The organism is Vibrio sp. 05-20-BW147 (assembly GCF_013369385.1).
GTDB classification, from domain to species: Bacteria; Pseudomonadota; Gammaproteobacteria; order Enterobacterales; family Vibrionaceae; genus Vibrio; species Vibrio floridensis.
In genome coordinates, this window is sequence record NZ_SZTO01000003.1 from 40,428 (window position 1) to 64,303 (window position 23,876).

The 23,876-nt window shown below is 47.5% G+C and carries 24 protein-coding genes; 15 read left to right on the forward strand and 9 right to left on the reverse strand.

Annotation, left to right across the window (positions count from 1 at the left end):
• Positions 1 to 72 precede the first annotated feature (72 nt).
• The 6 genes from dnaE to FC652_RS03010 all read left to right on the forward strand — a co-directional run bounded on the left by dnaE (position 73) and on the right by FC652_RS03010 (position 7,739).
• On the forward strand, positions 73 to 3,552 hold the full coding sequence (dnaE, locus tag FC652_RS02985; protein ID WP_176297424.1) for a DNA polymerase III subunit alpha: 3,480 nt from the start codon (positions 73 to 75) through the stop codon (positions 3,550 to 3,552).
• Positions 3,553 to 3,589: 37 nt separating this feature from the next.
• Complete coding sequence (gene accA, locus FC652_RS02990) at positions 3,590 to 4,549, forward strand: acetyl-CoA carboxylase carboxyl transferase subunit alpha (protein ID WP_176297425.1); 960 nt, start codon at positions 3,590 to 3,592, stop codon at positions 4,547 to 4,549.
• An 84-nt stretch (positions 4,550 to 4,633) separates the two neighbouring features.
• Positions 4,634 to 5,944, forward strand: coding sequence for a tRNA lysidine(34) synthetase TilS (tilS, locus tag FC652_RS02995; protein WP_176297426.1), 1,311 nt, complete (start codon positions 4,634 to 4,636; stop codon positions 5,942 to 5,944).
• 63 nt (positions 5,945 to 6,007) lie between these two features.
• Positions 6,008 to 6,322, forward strand: a complete 315-nt coding sequence (locus tag FC652_RS03000; protein WP_176297427.1) for a cytochrome c — start codon at positions 6,008 to 6,010, stop codon at positions 6,320 to 6,322.
• A gap of 151 nt (positions 6,323 to 6,473) precedes the next feature.
• Positions 6,474 to 6,812 carry a nitrogen regulatory protein P-II gene (gene glnB, locus FC652_RS03005; RefSeq protein ID WP_176297428.1) on the forward strand — a complete coding sequence of 113 codons (339 nt, stop codon included), beginning with the start codon at positions 6,474 to 6,476 and terminating at the stop codon, positions 6,810 to 6,812.
• A gap of 72 nt (positions 6,813 to 6,884) precedes the next feature.
• Positions 6,885 to 7,739 (forward strand): endonuclease/exonuclease/phosphatase family protein, encoded by an 855-nt coding sequence (locus tag FC652_RS03010; RefSeq protein WP_176297429.1) that lies wholly within the window; start codon positions 6,885 to 6,887, stop codon positions 7,737 to 7,739.
• On the opposite strand, the gene FC652_RS03015 is transcribed toward FC652_RS03010, so the two are convergent.
• From FC652_RS03015 to gloB, 3 genes are all read right to left on the reverse strand, one after another.
• Positions 7,717 to 8,406, reverse strand: coding sequence for a YIP1 family protein (locus FC652_RS03015; protein WP_072609127.1), 690 nt, complete (start codon positions 8,404 to 8,406; stop codon positions 7,717 to 7,719). The genes FC652_RS03010 and FC652_RS03015 overlap by 23 nt on opposite strands.
• The gene (locus tag FC652_RS03020; protein ID WP_255199124.1) at positions 8,403 to 9,986 is read right to left on the reverse strand and encodes a LysM peptidoglycan-binding domain-containing protein; all 1,584 of its coding nucleotides are present in this window, start codon (positions 9,984 to 9,986) and stop codon (positions 8,403 to 8,405) included. The genes FC652_RS03015 and FC652_RS03020 overlap by 4 nt, the downstream gene beginning before the upstream one ends.
• Positions 9,987 to 10,057: 71 nt before the next feature.
• Positions 10,058 to 10,816, reverse strand: a complete 759-nt coding sequence (gene gloB, locus FC652_RS03025) for a hydroxyacylglutathione hydrolase (protein ID WP_176297431.1) — start codon at positions 10,814 to 10,816, stop codon at positions 10,058 to 10,060.
• Between the two features lie 38 nt (positions 10,817 to 10,854).
• Here gloB and FC652_RS03030 point away from each other — a divergent pair, with 38 nt between their 5' ends.
• Positions 10,855 to 11,622: a class I SAM-dependent methyltransferase gene (locus tag FC652_RS03030; protein ID WP_072615481.1), complete on the forward strand. Its 768-nt coding sequence runs from the start codon at positions 10,855 to 10,857 to the stop codon at positions 11,620 to 11,622.
• Between the two features lies 1 nt (position 11,623).
• Here FC652_RS03030 and rnhA read toward each other — a convergent pair whose 3' ends face one another.
• The gene (rnhA, locus tag FC652_RS03035; RefSeq protein WP_011079787.1) at positions 11,624 to 12,091 is read right to left on the reverse strand and encodes a ribonuclease HI; all 468 of its coding nucleotides are present in this window, start codon (positions 12,089 to 12,091) and stop codon (positions 11,624 to 11,626) included.
• Between the two features lie 68 nt (positions 12,092 to 12,159).
• Here rnhA and dnaQ point away from each other — a divergent pair, with 68 nt between their 5' ends.
• The 4 genes from dnaQ to FC652_RS03055 all read left to right on the forward strand — a co-directional run bounded on the left by dnaQ (position 12,160) and on the right by FC652_RS03055 (position 16,794).
• Positions 12,160 to 12,891: a DNA polymerase III subunit epsilon gene (dnaQ, locus tag FC652_RS03040; protein WP_011079788.1), complete on the forward strand. Its 732-nt coding sequence runs from the start codon at positions 12,160 to 12,162 to the stop codon at positions 12,889 to 12,891.
• Positions 12,892 to 12,899: 8 nt separating this feature from the next.
• A complete protein-coding gene (locus tag FC652_RS03045) occupies positions 12,900 to 14,153 on the forward strand; it encodes a TIGR03503 family protein (RefSeq protein WP_176297432.1) in 1,254 nt (417 codons plus the stop codon).
• A gap of 83 nt (positions 14,154 to 14,236) precedes the next feature.
• Complete coding sequence (locus FC652_RS03050; RefSeq protein WP_176297433.1) at positions 14,237 to 14,848, forward strand: NAD(P)H-dependent oxidoreductase; 612 nt, start codon at positions 14,237 to 14,239, stop codon at positions 14,846 to 14,848.
• On the forward strand, positions 14,848 to 16,794 hold the full coding sequence (locus FC652_RS03055) for a monovalent cation:proton antiporter-2 (CPA2) family protein (protein ID WP_176297434.1): 1,947 nt from the start codon (positions 14,848 to 14,850) through the stop codon (positions 16,792 to 16,794). Before FC652_RS03050 ends, FC652_RS03055 begins: the two co-directional genes overlap by 1 nt.
• Before the next feature lie 79 nt (positions 16,795 to 16,873).
• Here FC652_RS03055 and FC652_RS03060 read toward each other — a convergent pair whose 3' ends face one another.
• The 5 genes from FC652_RS03060 to FC652_RS03080 all read right to left on the reverse strand — a co-directional run bounded on the left by FC652_RS03060 (position 16,874) and on the right by FC652_RS03080 (position 21,365).
• On the reverse strand, positions 16,874 to 17,335 hold the full coding sequence (locus tag FC652_RS03060) for an NfeD family protein (protein WP_176297435.1): 462 nt from the start codon (positions 17,333 to 17,335) through the stop codon (positions 16,874 to 16,876).
• A 9-nt stretch (positions 17,336 to 17,344) separates the two neighbouring features.
• A complete protein-coding gene (locus FC652_RS03065; RefSeq protein WP_176297436.1) occupies positions 17,345 to 18,268 on the reverse strand; it encodes an SPFH domain-containing protein in 924 nt (307 codons plus the stop codon).
• 165 nt (positions 18,269 to 18,433) lie between these two features.
• On the reverse strand, positions 18,434 to 19,288 hold the full coding sequence (locus tag FC652_RS03070) for a co-chaperone YbbN (protein ID WP_176297437.1): 855 nt from the start codon (positions 19,286 to 19,288) through the stop codon (positions 18,434 to 18,436).
• A gap of 288 nt (positions 19,289 to 19,576) precedes the next feature.
• A complete protein-coding gene (locus tag FC652_RS03075; protein ID WP_176297438.1) occupies positions 19,577 to 20,404 on the reverse strand; it encodes an SDR family oxidoreductase in 828 nt (275 codons plus the stop codon).
• Between the two features lie 46 nt (positions 20,405 to 20,450).
• Positions 20,451 to 21,365, reverse strand: coding sequence for a TIGR01777 family oxidoreductase (locus FC652_RS03080; RefSeq protein WP_176297439.1), 915 nt, complete (start codon positions 21,363 to 21,365; stop codon positions 20,451 to 20,453).
• A 210-nt stretch (positions 21,366 to 21,575) separates the two neighbouring features.
• Between FC652_RS03080 and FC652_RS03085 the strand changes: the two genes are divergently transcribed.
• The 4 genes from FC652_RS03085 to FC652_RS03100 are packed head-to-tail and all read left to right on the forward strand — an operon-like array spanning position 21,576 to position 23,860.
• Entirely contained in the window at positions 21,576 to 22,310 is a 735-nt protein-coding gene (locus FC652_RS03085) for a DUF1538 domain-containing protein (RefSeq protein ID WP_176297440.1), read from the forward strand.
• Positions 22,307 to 23,101: a DUF1538 domain-containing protein gene (locus tag FC652_RS03090; protein WP_176297441.1), complete on the forward strand. Its 795-nt coding sequence runs from the start codon at positions 22,307 to 22,309 to the stop codon at positions 23,099 to 23,101. Before FC652_RS03085 ends, FC652_RS03090 begins: the two co-directional genes overlap by 4 nt.
• Positions 23,091 to 23,441, forward strand: a complete 351-nt coding sequence (locus FC652_RS03095; RefSeq protein WP_176297442.1) for a P-II family nitrogen regulator — start codon at positions 23,091 to 23,093, stop codon at positions 23,439 to 23,441. Before FC652_RS03090 ends, FC652_RS03095 begins: the two co-directional genes overlap by 11 nt.
• Positions 23,438 to 23,860, forward strand: coding sequence for a CBS domain-containing protein (locus tag FC652_RS03100; RefSeq protein WP_176297443.1), 423 nt, complete (start codon positions 23,438 to 23,440; stop codon positions 23,858 to 23,860). The genes FC652_RS03095 and FC652_RS03100 overlap by 4 nt, the downstream gene beginning before the upstream one ends.
• Positions 23,861 to 23,876: the final 16 nt, after the last annotated feature.

Genomic DNA, 23,876 nt, shown 5'->3' on the forward strand with positions numbered 1-23,876 from the left:
TTAAGGGTGTCACTTGACCCTTTTATTGGGGTAAAATCACCAGCAAATAGAAGTTTAAAATGGTATCACGTCATGTCTGACCCTAAATTTGTCCACTTGCGAATACACAGCGATTTTTCGATGGTGGATGGCATCAATAAAGTTCCGGCTCTGGTCAAACAGGTGGCGGCGCTGGGTATGCCAGCAATGGCATTGACAGACTTTACCAACCTATGTGGCTTGGTGAAATTTTATGGCGCGGCCCATGGCAACGGAGTCAAGCCAATCATTGGCGCTGATTTCAAAATGCAATCGCCCGAATTGGGTGACGAACTTACCCAGCTAACGGTCTTGGCTGCCGATAATACCGGCTACAAAAACCTGACCCTGCTGATTTCCAAAGCCTACTTGCGAGGTCATATTCAACATCAACCTGTTATCGATAAAGAGTGGTTGATTGAGTTATCAGAAGGATTAATCATCCTTTCAGGTGCTCGTAACGGTGAAATAGGTAAGGCACTGCTGAAAGGCAATCAAAAATTGGTCGAAAGCTGTGTGGCGTTTTACCAGCAACACTTTGCCGACCGTTTCTACCTAGAGTTGATCCGAACGGGCCGTTCAGATGAAGAAACCTACCTTCATTTTGCCATCGAACTGGCAGAGCAATACGATCTCCCTGTGGTGGCCACTAACGAAGTGGTCTTTATTGGACAAGAGCTGTTCGACGCTCACGAAATTCGCGTTGCGATTCATGATGGCTATACGTTAGAAGATCCACGTCGTCCTAAAAATTACAGCCCTCAGCAATATTTACGCACCGAAGAAGAGATGTGCGAGCTGTTTGCCGATATTCCTGAAGCGCTTGAAAACAGTGTTGAGATCGCCAAGCGCTGCAACGTCACTGTGCGTCTTTGGGAATACTTCCTTCCAGCATTTCCGACCGAAGGAATGCCGGAAACCGATTTCTTGGTGATGAAATCCAGAGAAGGTTTGGAAGAGCGTCTTGAGTTCTTGTTTCCAGACCCAGAAGTGCGCGCTAAACGTCGCCCAGAATACGATGAACGCCTACAAATTGAACTCGATGTGATTAACCAAATGGGCTTTCCGGGTTACTTCCTGATCGTAATGGAGTTCATCCAGTGGTCGAAAGACAACGCCATACCTGTTGGTCCTGGCCGTGGTTCTGGTGCGGGTTCGTTGGTGGCATACGCATTGAAAATCACCGACCTTGATCCGTTGGAATATGATCTGCTGTTCGAACGTTTCTTGAACCCAGAACGTGTATCCATGCCCGATTTCGACGTCGACTTCTGTATGGATAAGCGTGACCAAGTGATTGATCACGTGGCCGAAATGTATGGCCGAGATGCGGTATCACAGATCATCACCTTCGGGACCATGGCAGCCAAAGCTGTTATTCGCGATGTGGGCCGAGTACTTGGCCACCCGTTTGGTTTTGTTGATCGCATTTCAAAATTGGTGCCGCCCGATCCAGGTATGACGCTGGAAAAAGCCTTTAAGGCGGAACCGGCATTACCTGAGCTGTATGAAGCTGATGAGGAAGTGAAAGAGCTCATCGACATGTGCCGCATTTTGGAAGGCTGTACACGAAATGCCGGTAAGCACGCGGGTGGGGTGGTGATCTCCCCAACCACGATCACCGATTTTGCGCCGATTTACGCCGATGCGGAAGGTAATTTCCCCGTTACTCAGTTTGATAAAAACGACGTTGAAACCGCCGGTTTGGTCAAGTTTGACTTCTTGGGACTGCGCACTTTAACCATTATCGACTGGGCTTTGGGGCTGATTAACCCGCGCTTAGGACGTGAAGGCAAAGCGCCAGTTCGCATTGAGTCGATCCCGCTCGACGATCCGGCATCGTTCCGTATATTGCAAAACTCGGAAACGACAGCGGTTTTCCAGCTTGAATCGCGCGGCATGAAAGAGCTGATCAAGCGCCTTCAGCCGGACTGTTTTGAAGACATCATCGCACTGGTGGCGCTGTTCCGTCCGGGGCCGTTGCAATCGGGCATGGTAGATAACTTTATCGACCGTAAACATGGCCGAGAAGCCATCTCTTACCCGGATGAAAAGTGGCAACATGAGTCGTTAAAAGAGATTCTTGACCCAACCTACGGCATCATCCTGTATCAAGAACAGGTAATGCAAATCGCTCAGGTACTCTCTGGTTATACCCTTGGTGGTGCGGATATGCTGCGCCGTGCTATGGGTAAGAAAAAACCAGAAGAGATGGCCAAGCAACGCGCTACCTTTGAAGAAGGCGCGGTGAAAAATGGCGTCGATGGCGAGTTGGCGATGAAAATCTTCGACTTGGTAGAGAAATTTGCGGGCTACGGTTTCAACAAATCGCACTCTGCTGCCTACGCTTTAGTGTCATACCAAACCCTTTGGCTGAAAACGCATTATCCAGCCGAGTTCATGGCCGCGGTAATGACCGCCGATATGGATAACACCGAAAAAGTGGTTGGCCTGGTGGACGAATGTTTCCGCATGAAACTCACGGTATTACCACCGGATATTAACTCAGGCCTATATCGTTTCAACGTGGACGAAAATGGCGCGATTGTTTACGGTATTGGCGCGATCAAAGGGGTTGGTGAAGGCCCGATTGATGCGATTCTCGAAGCGCGTACCAAAGGTGGGCACTTCAAAGACTTGTTTGACTTCTGTGCGCGCATTGACTTGAAGAAAGTCAACAAGCGTGTGATTGAGAAACTGATTTACGCAGGTGCGTTGGACCGACTTGGCCCGCATCGTGCTGCATTAATGGCGTCATTGGATGACGCGGTGAAAGCGGCGAGCCAACACCATCAAGCGGAAGCATTTGGCCAAGCCGATATGTTTGGTGTATTGACCGATGCGCCGGAAGAGGTGGAACACAAATACATTCAAGTGGAACCTTGGCCAGAAAAAGTGTGGCTTGAAGGGGAACGTGAAACGCTGGGCCTTTATTTGACAGGGCACCCAGTTAATGCGTATCTCACGGAACTCAATAAGTACACCAGTTGTCGATTAAAAGACGCCACCCCAACGCGTCGTGATCAATCACTGACACTGGCTGGCTTAGTGATCGCCGCCCGTGTGATGACCACTAAGCGTGGTACGCGTATCGGTATCATGACATTGGATGATCGCAGCGGTCGTATGGAAGTAATGTTGTTCTCAGATGCGTTAGAACGGTATGCAGATCTACTGGAAAAAGATAAAATCTTGGTGGTTTCTGGACAGGTCAGCTTTGATGACTTCAATGGTGGCCTTAAAATGACGGCTCGCGAAGTTATGGACCTCGGTTCTGCGCGTGAAAAATACGCCAGAGGGGTGTCTGTTTCGATTGCTGCCTCACAGATTGATGACCAGTTTTTTGAGCGCTTTAGTCGGATCTTAGAACCGCATAAAGCCGGAACGATTCCTGTCAATGTATACTACCAGCGTGCCGACGCCAGAGCGCGGTTAACATTGGGCACGGAATGGCGAGTAACGCCTAGTGATACATTACTTGATGAATTAAAAATGTTGCTTGGTAAAGACCAGGTAGAACTCGAATTTAACTAAATTTGGCTAACCGAGCCGAATCAACAAGGATTCACAGATGAGCCTGAACTTTCTAGAATTTGAAAAGCCGATTGCAGAACTAGAAGCAAAAATTGAAGCCCTGCGTGATGTTTCTCGTCATGGTGGTGATTCAGCCATTGACCTTGGCAAAGAGATTGAACAGCTTGAAAAGAAAAGCCTAGAGCTGAAAAAGAAAATCTTCAGCGATCTAGGCGCATGGGAAACGGCGCAGTTAGCTCGCCATCCTCAACGCCCTTATACGCTCGACTACATCAAACACGTATTTGAAGAGTTTGATGAACTAGCGGGTGATCGTGCTTATGCCGATGACAAAGCGATCGTTGCAGGTATTGCCCGTTTAGAAGGTCGCCCTGTGATGATCATTGGCCACCAGAAAGGTCGTGAGACTCGTGAAAAAGTGAAGCGTAACTTTGGTATGCCAAAACCAGAAGGCTACCGTAAAGCACTTCGTCTAATGAAAATGGCAGAGCGTTTCCAAATGCCAATCATCACTTTTATTGACACTGCTGGCGCATACCCTGGCGTCGGTGCGGAAGAGCGTGGTCAGTCAGAAGCGATCGCCACCAACCTAAAAGAGATGGCGGGTTTAACCGTGCCAGTGATCTGTAACGTGGTTGGTGAAGGTGGTTCTGGTGGCGCATTAGCCATTGGCGTGGGCGACTACGTGAACATGCTTCAATACTCGACTTACTCTGTTATTTCACCAGAAGGTTGTGCTTCTATTTTGTGGCGTGATTCTGATAAAGCCCCACAGGCTGCAGAAGCGATGGGCCTGGTGGCACCTCGCCTAAAAGAGCTTGAACTGATTGATGAAATCATCGAAGAGCCACTTGGTGGCGCGCATCGTAACCATGTACAAATGGCAGCGAATATGAAAGCAACACTACTACGTCAATTAGCGGAGCTAGAACAGTTCCCTCAAGACGTGTTGCTTGAGCGTCGTTACCAACGCCTAATGAACTACGGATACTGCTAAACCGTTGTTTTAGGTTACAAGACGCATCGTATACAATAAGGGGCTGAACCGTGTGTTCAGCCCCTTTTTTAATTTGGAGTCACTATGGACGCTCTCTATTCTCACTTCTCTCAAGTATTGGAACAACAACGTAAAGCGAACACTCGCTTAGTGGTTGCCTTTAGTGGAGGAGTAGATTCAAGGGTGCTGCTCGAGTTGGCTCATCGTTACGCTCAAGAGCACCTGTTGCCGTGCTGTGCGGTTCATGTGCACCATGGTTTGAGCCACAACGCAGATCAATGGGCCCAAAGCTGCGCAGCTTGGTGCCAAGAAAAAAATATTCCACTGACAGTGGAGCGAGTTCAATTGGATTTGACCCAAGGGAACAGCCTCGAGGAAGAAGCGCGTAACGCGCGATACCAAGCTTTACGTGCGCATATTAACGCCGATGATCTTCTTCTCACCGGTCAGCACGCGGATGATCAGGTGGAAACCTTTCTTCTGGCGCTAAAACGAGGCAGTGGCCCCAAGGGACTGTCGTCCATGGCGCAACAAATGCCCTTTTCTCAAGGACGGTTGATTCGTCCACTGCTCGACGTTCGACGCCAAGAGATTGAACGATGTGCGCATGACATCGGTTTACATTGGGTGGAAGATGAGAGCAATCAAGACACGCGGTATGACCGTAATTTTCTTCGCCAACAAATCCTTCCCGCGTTGTCTGAACGATGGCCAAGTTTTGCGGCGTCTGTTCAACGCAGTGCCACTCTCTGTTCGGAGCAAGAAGCGTTACTGGATGAGCTGCTGTTGCCGGTATTTGAGCAACTGTTTGGCGAAGACCAGAGCTTAGCTATCACGCAGTTGTCACAGCAAAGTGAGCTGGCTCGTTTCAAGTTGCTCAGAATGTGGCTGGCAAAGCTTGGGCATCCTATGCCAACGCGCCATCAGTTGTCACTCATTTGGCAGCAAGTCGCCCTTTCTCAAGCAGATGCCAATCCAATATTGCAACTGAGCCAAGGGCAAGTGCGCCGTTTCAATCAGCGCCTTTATTTGGTTGCAGACAACCAAGATCTCTCTGCTTGGCATGCGCCGATCACGCTCAATACACTGCTTGCTTTGCCGGACGGTTTAGGGACGATTGAGTTAACGCTAAGCCGTGGTTTTGGTCAAATCGCGCTTCCAGAGCAAAGCGAGGCGTTGTGGATAAGCTTTAACCCAGAGGGGCTAAGTGCCCATCCGGCGGAGCGAGGCCACAGTCGGAAGTTGAAAAAGCTGTTTCAAGAATACCAAGTACCAAGTTGGTTGCGCCGTCGCACGCCAATTTTGATGTATCACCAACAGGTTGTGGCGGTGGCGGGATTGTTTGTGGATCGCCAGTTTATTGGTCAAGATTGTGAGCTGTTTTGGCGCAAGTAATCCAAATTCATGTAAAAATCGTATGGATATAATAACCATCATGGATATAAAAAAGGAAAAGCAATGAAGAAAGTCGCTATGGGTTTGGCTCTAGGATTAGGCCTGATGAGTGGAAGTGTTCTGGCTGCTGGTGATGTTGCTGCAGGGCAAGCAAAAGCAGCTGTCTGCGCTGCGTGTCATGGCGCAAATGGTATCGCAACCATTCCAGGCTACCCCAATTTAAAAGGTCAAAATGAGCAGTATCTCATTACCTCAATCAAGGCATACAAAAACAAGGAACGTAACGGTGGATTGGCGATGGTGATGCAAGCTCAAGCATCTATGCTCAATGACGCTGATATTGCAAACCTTGCTGCTTATTATTCAAGTTTGAAGTAAGACCAGTTTGATATATCGACGAATGGTGATACAAGCCAGAGTAGCACTCTGGCTTTTTCGTTTTCATCACAGTGAATGGATTTTTTTGTGATTGAATGTTGTCGAGCGCTCACCGATAATAGGTTAACAAGTTGAAGTTTAAGGGATGAACATGAAAAAAATTGAAGCAATTATCAAGCCGTTTAAGCTTGACGATGTTCGTGAAGCGCTAGCTGAAGTCGGCATTACGGGAATGACCGTTTCCGAGGTGAAAGGGTTTGGCCGTCAAAAAGGTCATACAGAGCTTTACCGTGGTGCGGAGTACATGGTCGACTTTTTGCCAAAAGTGAAACTGGAAATTGTCGTAACAGAAGATGTGGCGGATAAGTGCGTTGAAACCATTGTCGAAACGGCGCAAACTGGCAAAATTGGTGATGGTAAGATTTTCGTCACAAACGTCGAACGCGTGGTTCGTATCCGTACCGGTGAAGAAGACGAAGACGCGATTTAATCACGCAAAAAGGGAGCCTAAGGCTCCTTTTTTTTGCACAAGTTCTTGGTTACAACAAGTAGACATTACACTATGAAGAAGCGCTATTGGCTTGCTTTACCTCTCCTTTTAGCGGGTGGAGGACTGTTGGCTTTCCATTCGATATTCACCATTCCAGCTCAAACTGAAATTACGACAATTAGTGATGGTGCGTTCAATCAACAATTACACTGTTTCGAAAGTAAAAGCCGCGCTGCGATTGATCACAATGGAGAGCTGAATCTTCTTGTGTGGAATATCTACAAACAAAACCGCAATCACTGGCAACGAGCGCTTAGTGAGTTTAGCGATAATAAGCAACTGTTGTTATTTCAAGAAGCTATGCTCAATGACGATTTAAAACGGTGGATTGGTTCAGGTGGGTGGAGCGGTGAACAAGTGAACGCGTTTAAAGCGTTTGATAAAGCGGCTGGCGTCTTGACGTTAGGCTGGCGTAAGCCCCGCTTGGCGTGTGGCTACACCCAATTGGAGCCGTGGATTCGCTTGCCTAAATCTGGATTGTATTCTGAGTACCCGCTCTCCGATGGCCAAGTGTTGATCGTGGTTAACCTGCATGCCGTCAATTTTACTTGGGGTGTGCAAGAATATCAGCAACAAGTCAACGATCTGATTGCCACGCTAACAGAACACTCAGGGCCAGCAATTGTCGCGGGCGATTTTAATTCGTGGAGCGAAAAACGTTTGCAAGCGGTCACGGAACGATTGGAAAACGCTGGGCTTATCGAAGTGGCGTTCTCACCCGATCAGCGTACTCGTTTTATTACCGGTTTGCCGCTTGATCATGTGTTTTACAAAGGCTTAGTGGTACAAAAAGCAGAGGCGCCTCAAACGGACGCCTCTGATCATAATCCGCTGTTGGTCAGCTTTACATTACCAACAGATAAATAGCCCAAATCAAGTAGTATCCCACCCAAGGAAGGGCAGCGATCACCAAAGCTTGTCCACGTTCAAATTCTGTCCATGTCAGCACGGCTGCATAACCAAGCACAATGTACCAAGGAAGTAGCAAAGGCATTGAACTGGCAAACTGAGACCATTCGTTTGTCAATGGCAGCTTGATCAACCCATTGAGACTATTAAGATCGGCGGCGTAAATCACCACTTGACCATGCTTCAATATTAAACTCGCATAGCTAGCGAAGTCGCCCAACACCGCTGGGAAGGTGATCACCGCGGCAGCGGCAAACCATTTCCAAAACCCGTGTTTATGCTGGCTGGGCTTGGTTGCCAGAGTGAACCAAAACGCCAACATCAAAATCGTCAAGGTTCGTCCAAACACATCGCTAATGATCTCACTCGCCATCAAGGTGTTTGGATCGTCCAAGAATTTTAATTGTTCTGGATTAATTTGTTGAAATTGCGGGGTTAAAATTTGGCTCAACCACTGAAAATCCACATTAGAAAAATACGCTCCCCAAAACAGGAATGGGGTTAGAATGAGAACGATGTACGGCTGCCAGCCCCAAGCACCACGCTGATAAAGCGCAAGAAAGCATGAGGTTGGAGAGCGAAATATGTCAAGCATCATGACAAACGGGTTACTGGAAGGGGTCATACACTTACCTTAGTTACATCCACGTAGAGTTTTAATTGTTGCCCTGGTTTCAGGTACTTTTGATTTTTTAGCGCGTTCCATTTCACGATGTCGTTGCTTTTGACTTTAAACTTGGTCGCGATGCCACTGATGGTGTCACCCGAACGTACTTTGTAGAACACGGTACGGATAATCGCGCCTTCAGAGCTCTCTTTCCAAATCACCAGATCTTGCCCAACGCGCAACGTGTCACGTGGCCCCATGCCATTCCATTTCGCTAATGCTTGGTGATCCACTTTATTGGCTTTGGCAATGCTCCACAAACTTTCCCCCGATTGAACGGTATGCGTGAGCTTGTACTTTCCACGTACGGTTGCTTGAGTCTTGGCAAGACGGTTGGCGGCAGAAAGGGTATACGCACCGGCGTCTTTCTGAGAGGTCGGGATAAGCAGATACTGGCCGACACGAATGGTATTGTTGTTAAGACCATTAGCTGTACGAATCACCTCGCTGGTGGTGTTGTACTTCGATGCCAAAACACTCACGGTATCGCCTGATTGCACTTTATAGCGTACCATTTTCATGCCTTTGCCTCGGTTCTCTTCGACCTTAGCAAGAAATTCTTCAGCTTTATCAACGGGGATAAGTAATTGGAACGGGCCTTCTGGGGCCGTCGACCATTGATTGTAAGCTGGGTTGTAGTTTTGTAGCTCTTTCACATTTAGCCCAGCATATTGGGCAGCGATAGCCAGATCAAGCTGCTCTTGTGGGTCTACCAAGGTTAAGACTGGCTGGTTAGGAATAGCGGGAATGTTGATTCCATATTTCTCTTGATTAGCAACAATATCGGCGAGTGCGAGCAGTTTTGGCACATAGCCACTGGTCTCTTTGGGCAAATCTAGTGAGAAGAAATCGATAGGTTTACCCAGTTTGTTGTTCTTTCGGATTGCGCTTGATACACGACCACCGCCACTGTTATACGCTGCGATTGCGTGATTCCAGTTGCCGTCAAAACGCTTATTGAGGTAGGTCAAATAGTCCAGAGCCGCATCCGTCGCTGCTGCCACATCTCGGCGACCGTCATACCAAAAATTTTGCTCTAAACCGTACATTTTCCCCGTGCCTGGGACAAACTGCCATAGGCCAGCGGCACTGCCATGAGAATAGGCAAATGGGTCAAATGAGCTTTCCACAACAGGTAAAAGTGCCAGTTCAAGAGGCAGTTCACGAGCTTCAATTTTCTCTGTGATCAAATAAAGAAAAGGCGTTGCTCGTTCAGAAACGGTTTTAAGATGATTTGGGTGCTTGAGATACCAAGTGCGGTAATAATCGACCTTTTCATGATCGGGGACTTCCAGAGAAAGTTGCATGGCGATGCGTTGCCAAACGTCTTCCTGAGTTTGAGGTGTGACGACAGGTTGCTCTGGGGCAACGTTCTCAAGCGTTTTGTCACTTGGTTTTACTTTTTTCGCAGTTTGCTGCGGCGATTTTGCTTGCGAGGCATTGGTCTCAGGCGCGGCACTGGTATTGCTCTCTGTTTGTAAACTTTGACAGCCAGAAAGCAATAGTAGTGCAAACACCCAACTAAACTTAAAACGCATGGTTTCAGCCTGTTTAACTTTGGGCTGCTGATAATACTTGCCTCCTTGGTCAGGAGACAAGCATCAAAAAGTTAAAATTCGTTCTTCCACTCACGTAATGCTGTAAAAACCGAGAGTGGATCGCTATTTTTCGTTCTGCTAGAAACCGAGTGAATAACACTGGGTTGCAGATATCGAAGAAATGGATTGATCCATTTTTCTTGTCTTAATGTGGTTGGAATGGTAGGCAGATTTTGCGCACGCAGTCGATTGACGGTATCACGGTATTGGTGAAGTAACTCGTTATCCGGTTCTACGGCTAAGGCGAAAGCAACATTGCTGGCGGTATATTCATGAGCGCAGAATACTTCCGTCTCCTGAGGAAGGGCGAGGAGCTTGTTGAGTGAGTCAAACATTTGTTGCGCGGTACCTTCAAAAATACGGCCACAGCCAGCAGAGAAGAGCACATCGCCACAAAACAGTTTGCCGTCTCCAACATAACCAATATGACCCAAGGTATGGCCACCTAAACCTAACACTAAGAAGGTTTCATCGAATAACTCAAGTCGGTCGCCATCCTCCACGGGGTGGGTGAGCGTTGGAATTGGTTCTGCTTTCGGTCCTACAACGTTAACGTTAGGAAAAGCGCGCACCAAATCGGCCACGCCGCCAATGTGATCATTGTGGTGGTGGGTGATAAGAATCGCTTCTAAAGTTAGCTGATGTTGCTCGATGTAGTGAAGGACAGGCTTGGCGTCGCCTGGGTCGACCACAGCACAACGCTGATCGCTATTTTGAATCAACCAGATGTAATTGTCGTTGAATGCAGGTATGCTTTTGATCTCTAACACGATGGATTCTCCGCTCGTTCGAACTAGTCAGGTGGTTAATGAAGCCAGCACTAAGCAGTAAAGTTATCCAGCATCCCTATACATGGGAAGAAATGAACAACGGACAATGGGTTCGTGAATCGATTCAAACCCGTTTAGACGAATGGTGCCCGAAACTGTTTGGTTACCATTTGCTGAAACTGGGTGGGCTGAGCTGCGAGTTAACCAGTGCAATATGTAACATTCAACACCAAGTTAACTTAGATATCCAGAACCCTTTGCACAATGTCATCGCAGATGGTTACGAATTGCCCTTTCTCGAAAAAAGCTTTGATGCGGTGATCTTGGCGCATCAGTTGGATTATGCCAGTGATCCCCACCGATTGCTGCGCGAAGTGGATCGAGTGATGATGGACGACGGCTATCTGGTGATCACAGGGTTTAATCCGGTGAGCTTCACCGGGCTGGCCAGTTTAATGCCTTGGCGAAAAAACAACTTGCCTTGGAGTGGGCGAATGTTCACCACCAATCGAATTAATGATTGGCTGGGAGTGTTGAATTATCAAGTCGTGCACTGCGATCGCTACGCATTGTTTCCGATGAAGAAGTACCGAACCATGTGGACTTGGCTTGAAAACAGCCTTGGTGACTGGGCATCTCCCGCGGGCAGTCTCTATTTTATTGTCGCAAGAAAACGCACGTATCCACTCAAACCCATCAAACCGCATTGGCAGTTAAAGCGTCGTTTATCACCACTCGGGGTGATGAACTGTCAGCGTGATTTGCTGAGCAAGCGCAAAAGCTGCGCTTGCAGAGGAAGAGAGTAGTTTACTCGGCAGGCTGATAACCGGTGTCGTCAAGGGTTGGGTTTTCGGCCGCGGCACGCGCCAACTCGTCACACATTTCGTTTTCACGATGGCCTGCGTGTCCTTTGACCCAACGCCAGTCAATCGTATGGCGAGTGGTTTCTTTATCAAGCGCTTGCCAAAGATCGGCATTTTTGACCGGTTTTTTATCGGCGGTTTTCCAACCGCGCTTTTTCCAATTGTGGATCCACTGAGTAATACCTTGTCGAACATATTGACTGTCGGTTGTGAGAATCACATTACAAGGTTCTTTCAAGGCCTGAAGAGCAACGATGGTGGCCATCATTTCCATTCGGTTGTTGGTGGTGAGTCTATAGCCTTGTGCTAAGGTTTTTTCGACCTGTTTGTAACGCAAGACGACACCGTAACCACCTGGTCCAGGATTACCGAGGCAAGAACCATCAGTGAAAATTTCAACTTGTTTTGTCATGTTTTGGTACTATTAGCGAAAGCCATGTTTAAAGCATACGTTCTGCATAGTCTGACACACATATCATTATGAATACCAGTAACAATTCTGAATACGATCGTATCGTTGTGCTCGATACGGAAACCACGGGTATGAACCGTGAAGGTGGTCCACACTACATGGGGCACAGAATCATCGAAATCGGTGCGGTGGAGATCATCAACCGTAAGCTGACCGGGCGGCATTTCCATGTTTACCTTAAGCCAGACCGTGAAATTCAACCCGATGCGATCGATGTTCACGGTATTACCGATCAGTTCCTAGTCGATAAACCGGAATATCGTCAAGTTCACCAAGAGTTCCTAGAGTTCATTAAAGGGGCTGAGCTGGTGGCTCATAACGCGCCCTTCGACGTGGGCTTTATGGATTATGAGTTCGGTAAACTCGACGCTGCCATCGGCAAAACCGATGACTACTGCAAGGTGACCGACACGCTGGCGATGGCGAAGAAAATCTTCCCTGGCAAGCGTAACAATCTAGACGTTTTGTGTGAACGCTACGGCATTGATAACTCACACCGAACACTACACGGAGCATTGCTCGATGCGGAGATTCTGGCTGATGTTTACCTGCTGATGACCGGTGGGCAAACCAGTTTGGAGTTCAACGCCAACTCGCAAGAAGGCGGTGGTGAAGACATTCGCCGAGTGGCGGGGCGAAAATCTCTTAAGGTTTTGCGTGCAACGGCCGATGAATTAGAAGCGCACCAATCTAGATTGGATATTGTAGAAAAAAGCGGAACTTGCCTCTGGCGTCAATAGGAGAATCTATGTTGAGGACATTGTCAGTCGTATTATTGTTATTGGTTAGTTGTGTAAGCCATGCTGCGACAGAGTCGACCATGTCCTTGCTGGATAACCGCTTTCGAGTGGATCCAACCATCGATCAAATCACTTTCTTGATTTATCGCGAAAATCCCTCTCAGCCCGTGGTGCTAGTGCGACCAGATGGTCGAAAATACTACGCCTTCAAAAGCTACCCTAACGTTCGCTGGTATCAAGAGCCAGCCATGGACATCATCTCTATCGACCATCCGATGCCCGGCCCTTGGCAGGCAGTGGGTAAAGTGAGCCCGAAAAACAACATTCGGCTGATTTCTCACCTGACGCTTTCAACGGATGTCTTCCCCAGTCGTTTGTATCATGGCGAAGTGATGAAGTTCACCGCACGGCTCGCATCGGATGATAAGCCGTTAGTCCTGAGAGATTTTCTTGATCGCGTCAATCTAAAAGTGACTTTCACTAAGTATGTTGAAAACGAGCAAGAGTTGATTAAGGAAGCCCGCCCAGTACCCGTTGTGATTGGTGACTTTAGCGATGATGGCACGGGGTTAGATGAAAGAGCGGGCGATGGTGTCTTCACCGTTCAGTTACCCATCGATGTGGAACCAGGTAAATATCGAGCACGTATCACATCGGGCAACGGAGTATTCTTGCGTGCCAAGGAACAGGAAGTGCTGGTCTATCCGCGTCCTGTGAACCCGACGTTTATTCAATCTCGTGCAGAGGGCACTCCACACAACTTGGTGGTTTCTGGTGAGCAGGGGATGATACAACCGGGATCTTTGGCGGTTCACATTGAGCAAAGTGCACCAGACAACTTTGTTAATTATGTACAAGGGCAGGCAGAGAAAGAGAGTTTGAAGGTATCTTTGTCGCTTGATAGTAGCCAAATGATCGGCATTTATGGCTGGAAAGGGGATATTTTTGCCACCGATGCGGCGACACAACGCCCGTTAATGTTCCACATTGCGCAACATACGTTTAGCGTGGTCAAAGAAGTCGATATCGAAGCAGCGCGCAAAGCCAAAGAAGCCGCGTTGGCAGAGCAGCGCCGTGTTGAAGAAGAACAACGACTTTTGGCACAGCGTGAGGCAGACCGTAAACAAGCGATCATGATGATAGGAATTGGTAACGTTGTGGTCATCTTGCTTGGGCTAGTGGTGTGGTTTATCTGGGGTAAGTTACGAGTGAAACGTCAAGCCATTCCCGAGATGCAGCTAGAAGTGCCAAAGAAAAAATGACATTAACTTAGCAGTTTAGTGCAGCGAAAACGGTATTTTTAATGAGTCAAGACCTATAAATGCTGATAAACGGATGGTAGTGAATGAAGAAAAAAGTATTAGTGCTGTATGCTCATCCCTCACAGCATCGATCAGAAGTCAACGCGCCTCTCTTTCATGCAGCGCACGCGATTGAAGGCGTCACATGTGTCGATCTTTATGCAGAGTATCCTCAGTTCGACATCAACATCGACAAAGAACAAGCGCGGCTGCTGGAACATGATGTGATCGTGTTTCAATTCCCGCTGTACTGGTATTCCACCCCTGCATTGCTGAAAGAGTGGCAAGACTTGGTGCTGGAATACGGCTTTGCTTATGGGACAGATGGAACCGCTTTGAAAGACAAACTGATGCTCTGTGTGGTTTCTGCCGGAGGCAAAGAAGAAGCTTACAAAGCGGAGGGGTATAACCACTTTACCATTCGCCAATTGCTGGCACCGATTGAACAAATGGCCGCGCTGACGCATATGCATTATTTGCCCCCATTTGCGATATTCGGTGCGCGTACGGCGTTAGAGGAAAATCGTATTGACCAGCATGTCGAGGGCTACCTCACTCTGCTGCGTGCCTTAGTGGAAGATCGAGTCAATATCCACGCTGCCAATCATTTGAACAAAATCACTCATGCCCTACCTCAAATTATCAAGGAGGCCTGATGACACAAATATTTTTACAAGCCTTTATCTACCTCATTGCCGCAGTGATTGCCGTGCCATTAGCAAAACGCTTCGGCCTAGGTTCTGTGCTTGGATATCTTATCGCTGGCGTAGTGATTGGCCCCATCGTTGGTTTGGTCGGGGAAGAAACCACCACCATTCAGCATTTCGCCGAGTTTGGCGTGGTGATGATGCTATTTTTGGTCGGTTTGGAGCTTGAACCTAAAATGCTCTGGGCAATGCGTAACCGCTTATTGGGGCTAGGTGGCTTACAAGTGGCGGGTACCACTGGGATTATTGTGGCGATTGCTGTCTATTTTGGCCAAGTGTGGACCACGGCCTTGGCGATTGGATTGATTTTCGCCTTATCATCAACGGCGATCGTGTTGCAAACCTTTAACGAGAAACGATTAAGCAAGACGGAAGGGGGAAAAAACGCGTTTTCTGTGCTGTTGTTCCAAGACATCGCGGTCATTCCAATGTTGGCTTTCATCCCACTGCTCGCCCTGCCTGAATTGGTCGAGCAAGCTCAGCAATCCATCCAATCGGCCGCGGAGCATCATGAGCAGTTGAGCCTAGTTGCCGGCTTACCTGGCTGGGCCTATGGTATCGTCATTACACTGTCCATTGGCGTGGTGATCGTCGGTGGGCATTACCTTAGTCGCCCGATCTTTCGTTACGTGGCAGATTCCGGCTTAAGAGAAATCTTTACCGCTGCTGCATTGATGCTGGTGATTGGCATTGCGGCGTTGATGAGTTTAGTGGGACTTTCTCCTGCGTTGGGCACATTTTTGGCGGGCGTCATGCTGGCAAACAGTGAGTTTCGTCATGAGCTTGAATCGAACATTGAGCCTTTCAAAGGGCTGCTTTTGGGCCTGTTTTTCATTACGGTCGGAGCGGGCATCGATTTTACCATTCTCTTCAACAAGTTCGGCACTATCATCGGTTTAACGTTGGCGGTGATGCTCCTGAAAGCCTTAGTGTTACTGGCGTTGTCGTTTATTTTCCGCATTAAAGGCAGTGATCGCTGGTTGTTTGCATTGAGCTTGGCACAGGCGGGTGAATTTGGTTTTGTGCTGCTGAGTTTCTCAGTACAAAATCACGTGATATCGACGTCTCTCTCCCAGCAACTTTCGCTGGTGGTGGCGATCTCCATGTTTCTCACTCCGGGTCTATTTATTCTCTTTGATCGAGTTATTTTGCCGAAGTTTGCCACTAAGTTTAATGAAAGAGCCGATGATGACATTGATGAAAAAGGCACAGTGATCATCGCCGGTATTGGGCGTTTTGGACAGATAGTCAATCGCTTATTGTTGTCTAACGGAATTAAAACCGTGGCACTTGATTACCAAGCGAATCAGGTAGATGTAATGCGACAGATTGGCACTCAAGCTTACTTTGGTGATGTGACTCGCCCCGATATTCTGCACACCGCGGGAATTGAAGAAGCGGCCGCGATTGTGGTGGCTATTGATAATCGCGATGCCAGTGTAGAGTTAGTCAAGCAGGTTAAGCACGCTTACCCTAGCGTGAAAGTCATCGCCAGAGCATTTGACCGTGGACACGGTTATCGTCTGCGCCAAGCTGGGGCGGATGTGATTGAGTCAGAGACTTATCATTCGGCATTAGAAGTGGGTGGGCAAACCATGAAACTATTGGGGGTCCATCCGTTTTTTGTTGAGCAACAAAAGATGAGATACAAGCGCGTTGAAAATCGTAAGTCAGATTCATTGTACAGTGCTTGGTTAGACGATTCAGAAGGTGAACGTTTCGACAACAACTATAGAAAACTGTTTATGCAGCTTGAAGAAAAAATGATGTTGGAAATGCAAAAAGATCGCCATACCAATCTTTCTCGCTCCGAGCGTGGTTGGACACCACCACCCAAAGATTACGCAGACGATCTGCAAGAGCTAAATCATTCAGATGACATCACTTTCAAGTAAGGTCTGAATATTTCCTAAGTGTAAAGATACCCATTGTGCTTGCAATGGGTATCTTTTTTGTCAGTGTTGAGGACAAACGCTAAGAGTTGGGCTCAGAAATGACGATTTTCAACACAATTCCTTCCACAGCAATTACTTTAATCTTGCAACCCGCAGCAATATCCACATCGGAATGCGCAGACCATGTGGTATCGCCAACATGAAGTCGGTTCATGCCGGCGTGGATATCTTCTTTCAGTATGATCTCTTGGCCTATCAACTGTTTTTGTTTTTGGTTGAGGTCGCGTGAGGAGTCATCTTGTTTGTCTTTAGAAAGCTGCTTACGCCACCAAAGCCATGTGGTCATCAATGAGAAGACGACAAAGGCACTGCATTGCAACTGCCAACTCATAGGTATGAGTGATAGCAGCAGACCCACGATGAGCGCGGATAAACCAAGCCAAAGAAAGTAACCGGCGGTTCCTAATAGTTCTACTGCCAATAAGGCCAGCCCGAGAGCTAGCCAATGCCAGTGATTGATGCCATCTAATAACTCAATCACAGCGCCTCCTTATTTGTTAGATTCGCCACTTTGTTTGAACATTTCAGCAATACCAGCAATGGAACCCATTAGGCCAGAAGCCTCAAGTGGCAGCATAATAATTTTGCCATTTTCTGCTTGGCCAATGGTCTTCAATGCTTCAGTATAGCCTTGTGCAATGAAGTAGTTCACCGCCTGCATGTCGCCTTTCGCGATGGCTTCTGAAACCATTGCTGTCGCTTTTGCTTCTGCTTCTGCTGCGCGTTCACGTGCTTCTGCTTGCAAGATGGCAGCTTGTTTTTCACCTTCCGCTTTTAATATTTCAGATTGCTTTTGGCCTTCTGCGCGTAGAATTTGTGCTTGGCGAACCCCTTCTGCTTCGAGAACTTCGGCACGTTTGTTACGCTCGGCTTTCATTTGCGCGTTCATTGCCGCGGTGAGATCCGCTGGTGGTTGCACATCTTTAATTTCGATACGAGTCACTTTCACACCCCAAGGGTTGGTGGCTTGGTCGACGATTGAAAGCAATTTCGTGTTGATCATATCGCGCTGGCTAAGCATCTCGTCCAGCTCCATCGAGCCAAGCACCGTACGCATGTTGGTCAAGGTGAGGTTACGGATAGCGTGCTGCAGTTCGCTGACTTCGTATGCGGCTTTGGCTGCATCAATGACTTGGACAAAGCAGACAGCATCGATCACTACGTTAGCGTTATCTTTGGAAATGACTTCTTGAGCTGGGATATCGAGAACCTGCTCCATCATATTGATTTTGTGGCCGATACGATCGATGAATGGGACGATCAGGTTAAGGCCAGGCTTTAGCGTTATGGTGTAGCGACCAAAACGTTCCACCGTCCAGTTATGGCCTTGTGGCACCGTTTTAACGGCTGAAGCAATAAAGGTAACGGCAACAAAAACCAGTACCGCGATGGTGACCAATGAATCAATTGGCATAGTTCAATCCTTCTGAATAATTAATGATATGCAATTGATTTATTCTTGCGCAGAACGGTCGCGAACACAACGCGATAAATGCGAATCAGCACGTGTTTTTGACAGTATATAGGCCGGAATGAGCCGGCCTTAAGCTATTGATTTACTGAGTAAGTTACTGCTAATTTAGTAAAGGATGGAGTATAGCTGGCGACGATAACGCGAGGCGATAGTGTTACCTTGGCCAAGTGCAGACAGAATATCCATAAACGTTTTACGAACTTCGCCCTCTCCAACGCTCAAATTGGTTTTCAACTGGGACCATAGGAGTTCCAATGCTTCTTCGTCTCGACCGACTTGATGATACTGAACGGCGAGTTCGCAGGTGACGACATGATCATCGGGATTCGTTTGATGTTGCTGTTCCAGCTTTTGAATCTCAGGGCTGTTAGATGCTTGTTTCTGTAAATCGAGTTTAGCGAGTAGCCCCTTGTAGTAGTTGTCTTGGTACTCCAGTGGAATATGAGTCAGCAGTTGCTCGGCGAGTTCAAGTTGGTGAAGCTCTAATAAGCAGTCGGCTTGGGCGAGTTTGACATCGCCACGTTGCGCTGCGGCCTCTGATAGTAACGAGATTTTACTGAGTGCTTCAGCATGCTGTGTTTGCTGGATGAGTTCACTGATCTCTTTTAAAAGCAGTTCATCTTGTGATGGCAGATGTTTTTCCAGCATCGCGACAATTTTTTCCAACGGGTGGGGGCCACCCAAGCCATCTACTGCCTGACCATTGATAAACAACGCTGTGGTTGGTAGCACTTGAATACCAAATTGAGAGGCGATAGCGCCCTGTTGCTCGCAATCAAGTAACGCCAAAGTAAAGGCACCATTATATTGCTGACAGAGTTGGCGAAGCGCCGGGATATGTTCCGTACTTTCTGGATAAGCATTGGCCCAAAAATGAATCAAGATTGGTGTCTGTGTGGAACGCTCGATGATTTCACGAAAATTCTGCTCGTTAATATCAACAATATAAGGGGATTGCATTTTAGGGTCCTTATCAGAGAGTGTTATCTAACGTTGATATTGGGTAGCGATCCATTATTTTCAAGCATAAAAAACGCTGCGAGATGCAGCGTTTCATTGGATGGCAAGCGAAAGTGCCTAAATAAGAATGAATATTGTCAGCACCACGCCCACACTTAGCCAGTTTAATTGATTTAATGACATGAACTCAGTGCTCGTTTCGGTTGGAGTGAAAAATGATGTTACCCTAGTGGTGGTGATTAAATTATCATCCATTTATGACGAATTGATTACATTATCAACAGCGACTTATGCGGCTCGCTTTAATATTTCATCCAGCCAGCGCGTTGGCAGAATACGTTTGAGCACGGCAAAGAGTTTAGTTGGCGTGGTGACTCGGTAACGTATTTTTGGTTTATGACTGGTTAGAGCGTGCAACACCGGCTTAATACAAGACTCTGCAGGTAAGACGAAACTGCTCTTCGAGTTGGTATTCTCTAGGCGGTCTTTTTGCGCCAAGTAGTTCTCTCGGTGAGGGCTGTTTTCAATATCAATCCATTGCAAAAAGGCTTGCAGCGCGTTGTATCGGAAACGCGTTTCGATAGGGCCGGGTTCGAGCAAGGAAATGTGAATATTGGACCCGTCAAGCTCCAAACGTAATGTGTCACTCCAACCTTCAATAGCAAACTTAGAGGCGTTGTAAGCACCACGATATTTCATCGCAGCAAACCCCAGTACCGAGCTGTTTTGCACAATGCGTCCTTCTTTATTGCGGCGCATCACGGGTAATACTTCTCTAACGAGTTGGTGCCACCCAAAAAAGTTAGTTTCAAACTGTTCTCTAAGCGCTTCCGTTGGAAGATCTTCGAGTGCGCCTGGTTGGCCATAGGCGCCATTATTAAATAAGCCGTACAGTTTACCCTGTGAAAGGCTTAGCGCTTCTTCTACTCCGCGTGAAATACTATCGCCATCTGAGAGATCGAGATGAATACAGGTTAGTCCTTCTTGTTTTAGTCTTTCTACATCCGCAAGTTGTCGACACGAAGCGATGACTTGAAAACCCTCTTTTTGTAAGGCGTGGGCACAAACATAGCCGATACCACTGGAACAGCCAGTGATTAAGACCCATTTGGTCATGATAGTTCCTTTGATAAGCGATGGTCAGCAGTTCGGCATTAAGCCGCTAGTTGTTCTCTTTGAGTATGTTTTTCAAAGCGGGTTCAACGCGTGAGAACAAAAACGTAAATCCTATTTCGGTCAAACGTTTTGGCTTTGCGCGAATGCTATCAAACAGTAAGCATGAGGATTCCCCCATGGCGAGTGTCATCAGCCACTTGGGTGTCGACAATAAATGAGGGCGTTTCAATGTTTTGGCCAATGTTTGGCTGAACTCTCTGTTGCTAACAGGGTGCGGAGCACATAAGTTGTACACCCCTTGTGCATGTGGTGTTTCAAGTAAAAAGACGATGGCTCTCACCATATCCTGCAAATGGATCCAGGGAAGGAATTGTTTGCCGCTGCCTAGAGGTCCCCCAAGTCCAAAGCGATATGGAGGGAGCATTTTTTTCAGAGCACCGCCATTTAGGCCCAACACTACCCCAGTTCGCAATAGACAGACCCGAGTTGATTCTGACTGTGCGCGCTTGGCGATTTGTTCCCAGTGGGCGCACACGGTGTGTGTAAAACCCGCGCTGTGAACGTGGAGGCATTCATCAAAAGGGTGATCTTGTTGATCACCGTAATAGCCAACAGCAGAACCGCTGATAAAAACACTCGGTGGTTTTGCACTTGCATGAATAAGAGCGACGATTTGTTCGGTGATGTGCCAGCGGCTATCGCAGATTCTTTGCTTTTGACTCTCTGTCCAACGCTTATCAGCAATGGGTTCACCAGCAAGGTTGATCACTGCATCGAAATCGTTGAAATCACGAAATGCAGATAAATCAGCAATGTATCGAATGTTGCCGAGATCGGTGGACTGGAGCTTTTGCTTGGCGAGATCTACATCTCTTGTCAGTAGCACCACATGATGAGAAGAGAGCGCTTTGAGTAACTCTGAGCCAATAAAACCGGTGCCACCGGTGAGTAGTATCTTCATGTCTGCCTCCCTTGCTGCTTTTAGTATATGGCACACTCGTTTACGCAGCCAACCCTATGATAGTTCAACTGTTCGTCAGCGCATGTTTTTGCGTAGCTTCACATTCTTACCAAAATGTAACTATTTATTACTACGCATTTCACCGTCATCACACCAAAGCGGTGGAATCTCTGCAATGATTTAAAAGCATTTAATCAAAAAGGAACTTGAATGAACGCCATCATTTCACTGCTCAAGGCATTTGCAGCGAGTGCTCGGGATTTACTTCCGATCGTGGTGGTGATCGTTTTTTTTCAACTGGTGGTTTTAAAAGAGCCGTTGCCTAACCTACTCGAAATTGGCTTTGGCCTGATTTTAGTGATCTTGGGACTGACCTTTTTCATTTTTGGCCTTGAAATGGGGCTATTTCCTATTGGCGAAAGCATGGCACAGGCATTTGCTCGCAAAGGCAGCGTACTTTGGTTGTTTGTTTTCTCGTTTTGTCTTGGCTTTGGTACGACCATTGCGGAACCTGCTTTGACGGCTGTTGCCAATGAAGCGGCAGAAGTGGCGGCAGAAGGTGGAATGATCGCCGATAGCGAACAAGCAATGGGGAGTTATGCTAATGGCTTGAGGCTTACCGTCGCGCTCTCGGTTGGGGTAGCGATTGTTCTTGGGGTTCTGAGAATTCTCAAAGGTTGGCCGATTCACTACATGATTATCGGAGGCTATGTTGGTGTTGTTCTATTAACTGGGTTCGCACCAGAGAGCATTATTGGTATTGCCTATGACTCTGGTGGAGTGACGACCTCAACGATTACCGTGCCTTTAGTTACCGCTTTGGGGGTTGGGCTAGCTTCTTCCATCAAAGGCCGAAATCCCATGATTGATGGTTTTGGTTTGATTGCGTTTGCCTCTCTATTACCCATGATGTTTGTCATGGTTTACGGCATGGTGGTGACATGATCGCTCTTGAGAAAGTGCTCGAAACGTTTGCCAGCACCGTGTTGGATGTTGTCCCTATTGCGGTAATTATCTTTGGCTTTCAGTTTGCCATTTTACGTAAACCCATCACGAATCCTGTGCAAGTCTTGCTGGGTTTCGCTTATGTCCTCATTGGGCTAACGCTCTTTTTACTTGGGTTGGAAATGGCACTGTTTCCTTTAGGGGAGACCATGGCAATCCAGTTGACCGAACCCGAATTTCTGCAGTTGGCACGCATAAGTTTGGGGCAAAAACTGGAGTGGGTGGATTACTACTGGGTTTACTTGTTCGCATTTTTTATCGGTTTTAGCACCACCATTGCCGAACCCTCATTGATTGCTGTGGCAATTAAAGCGAACCAAGTCTCAGGCGGCAGTATCGGCGTAACGGGGTTGCGCGTGGCTGTTGCCATAGGGGTAGCTTTTGGTATCGCCCTTGGAAGTTATCGCATTGTGGTGGGCGATCCGATTCACTATTACATCATTGTTGGCTACCTGATTGTGGTTGTACAAACCTATTTTGCTCCAAGAATGATTATCCCCTTAGCTTATGATTCCGGTGGCGTGACAACGTCCACCGTGACGGTGCCATTGGTGGCAGCGCTAGGGCTGGGGCTTGCTTCAACCGTTCCTGGCAGAAGCCCGTTAATAGATGGGTTTGGCTTAATCGCTTTCGCCAGTCTTTTCCCGATGATATCGGTGATGGGTTATGCGCAAATAACGCAATGGGTTAATCGCCGTCAGGCGTCGCAGGAGGATAATAATGCGCTTTAAATTAATTCTCGCTTTTGTTGAAGATAGCAAAACCGATGTGGTGCTGGATGCTGCCCGTGAAGCGGGGGCAACGGGAGCGACAGTGATCAACAATGCTAGAGGGCAAGGGCTCAATCAAAAACGCACCTTCTTTGGTTTAACCTTAGAGGTGCAAAAGGATGTGTTGCTTTTTGTGGTCGAAGAGCACCTCTCACGTCATATTTTGGAACGAATTAGTGAAGTGGGGGAATTTGATACCGAATCCGGACAAGGGATTGCCGTGCAAATCGACATAGAAGATGCGGTGGGTGTCGCCCACCAAGTAGCCAAACTAACCAAAGTGGTTGAGGATGAAATATGAACAGTCATGAGAAAATTCGTGTCAGAGACGTGATGGCCAACAGTTTTGTCGTTGTCGATGGCCTTACCACCGTGCATCAAGGTATTAAATTGGCGAGAGAGCATCAGGTCAAAGCTTTAGTCGTTAATAAACGCCATGAAGATGATGAGTTTGGCATTGTACTTATGAACGATATTGCCAAGAAAGTGTTAGCCAAAAATCGCTCACCTAATCGCACCAACATTTATGAAATTATGACCAAACCTGCGTTGTGTGTATCGCCTGATATGAATGTGAAATATTGTGCACGTCTCTTTGAGCGATTTGGCATTAGTCGCGCTCCTGTGATTGAAAATGGTGAAGTGATTGGCATGGTGAGTTACAACAATATTGTAATGAATGCGATGGCTTGTGATGACGATGAACAGTCTGAGCGTTAGAATGTCCCTTCGTTAC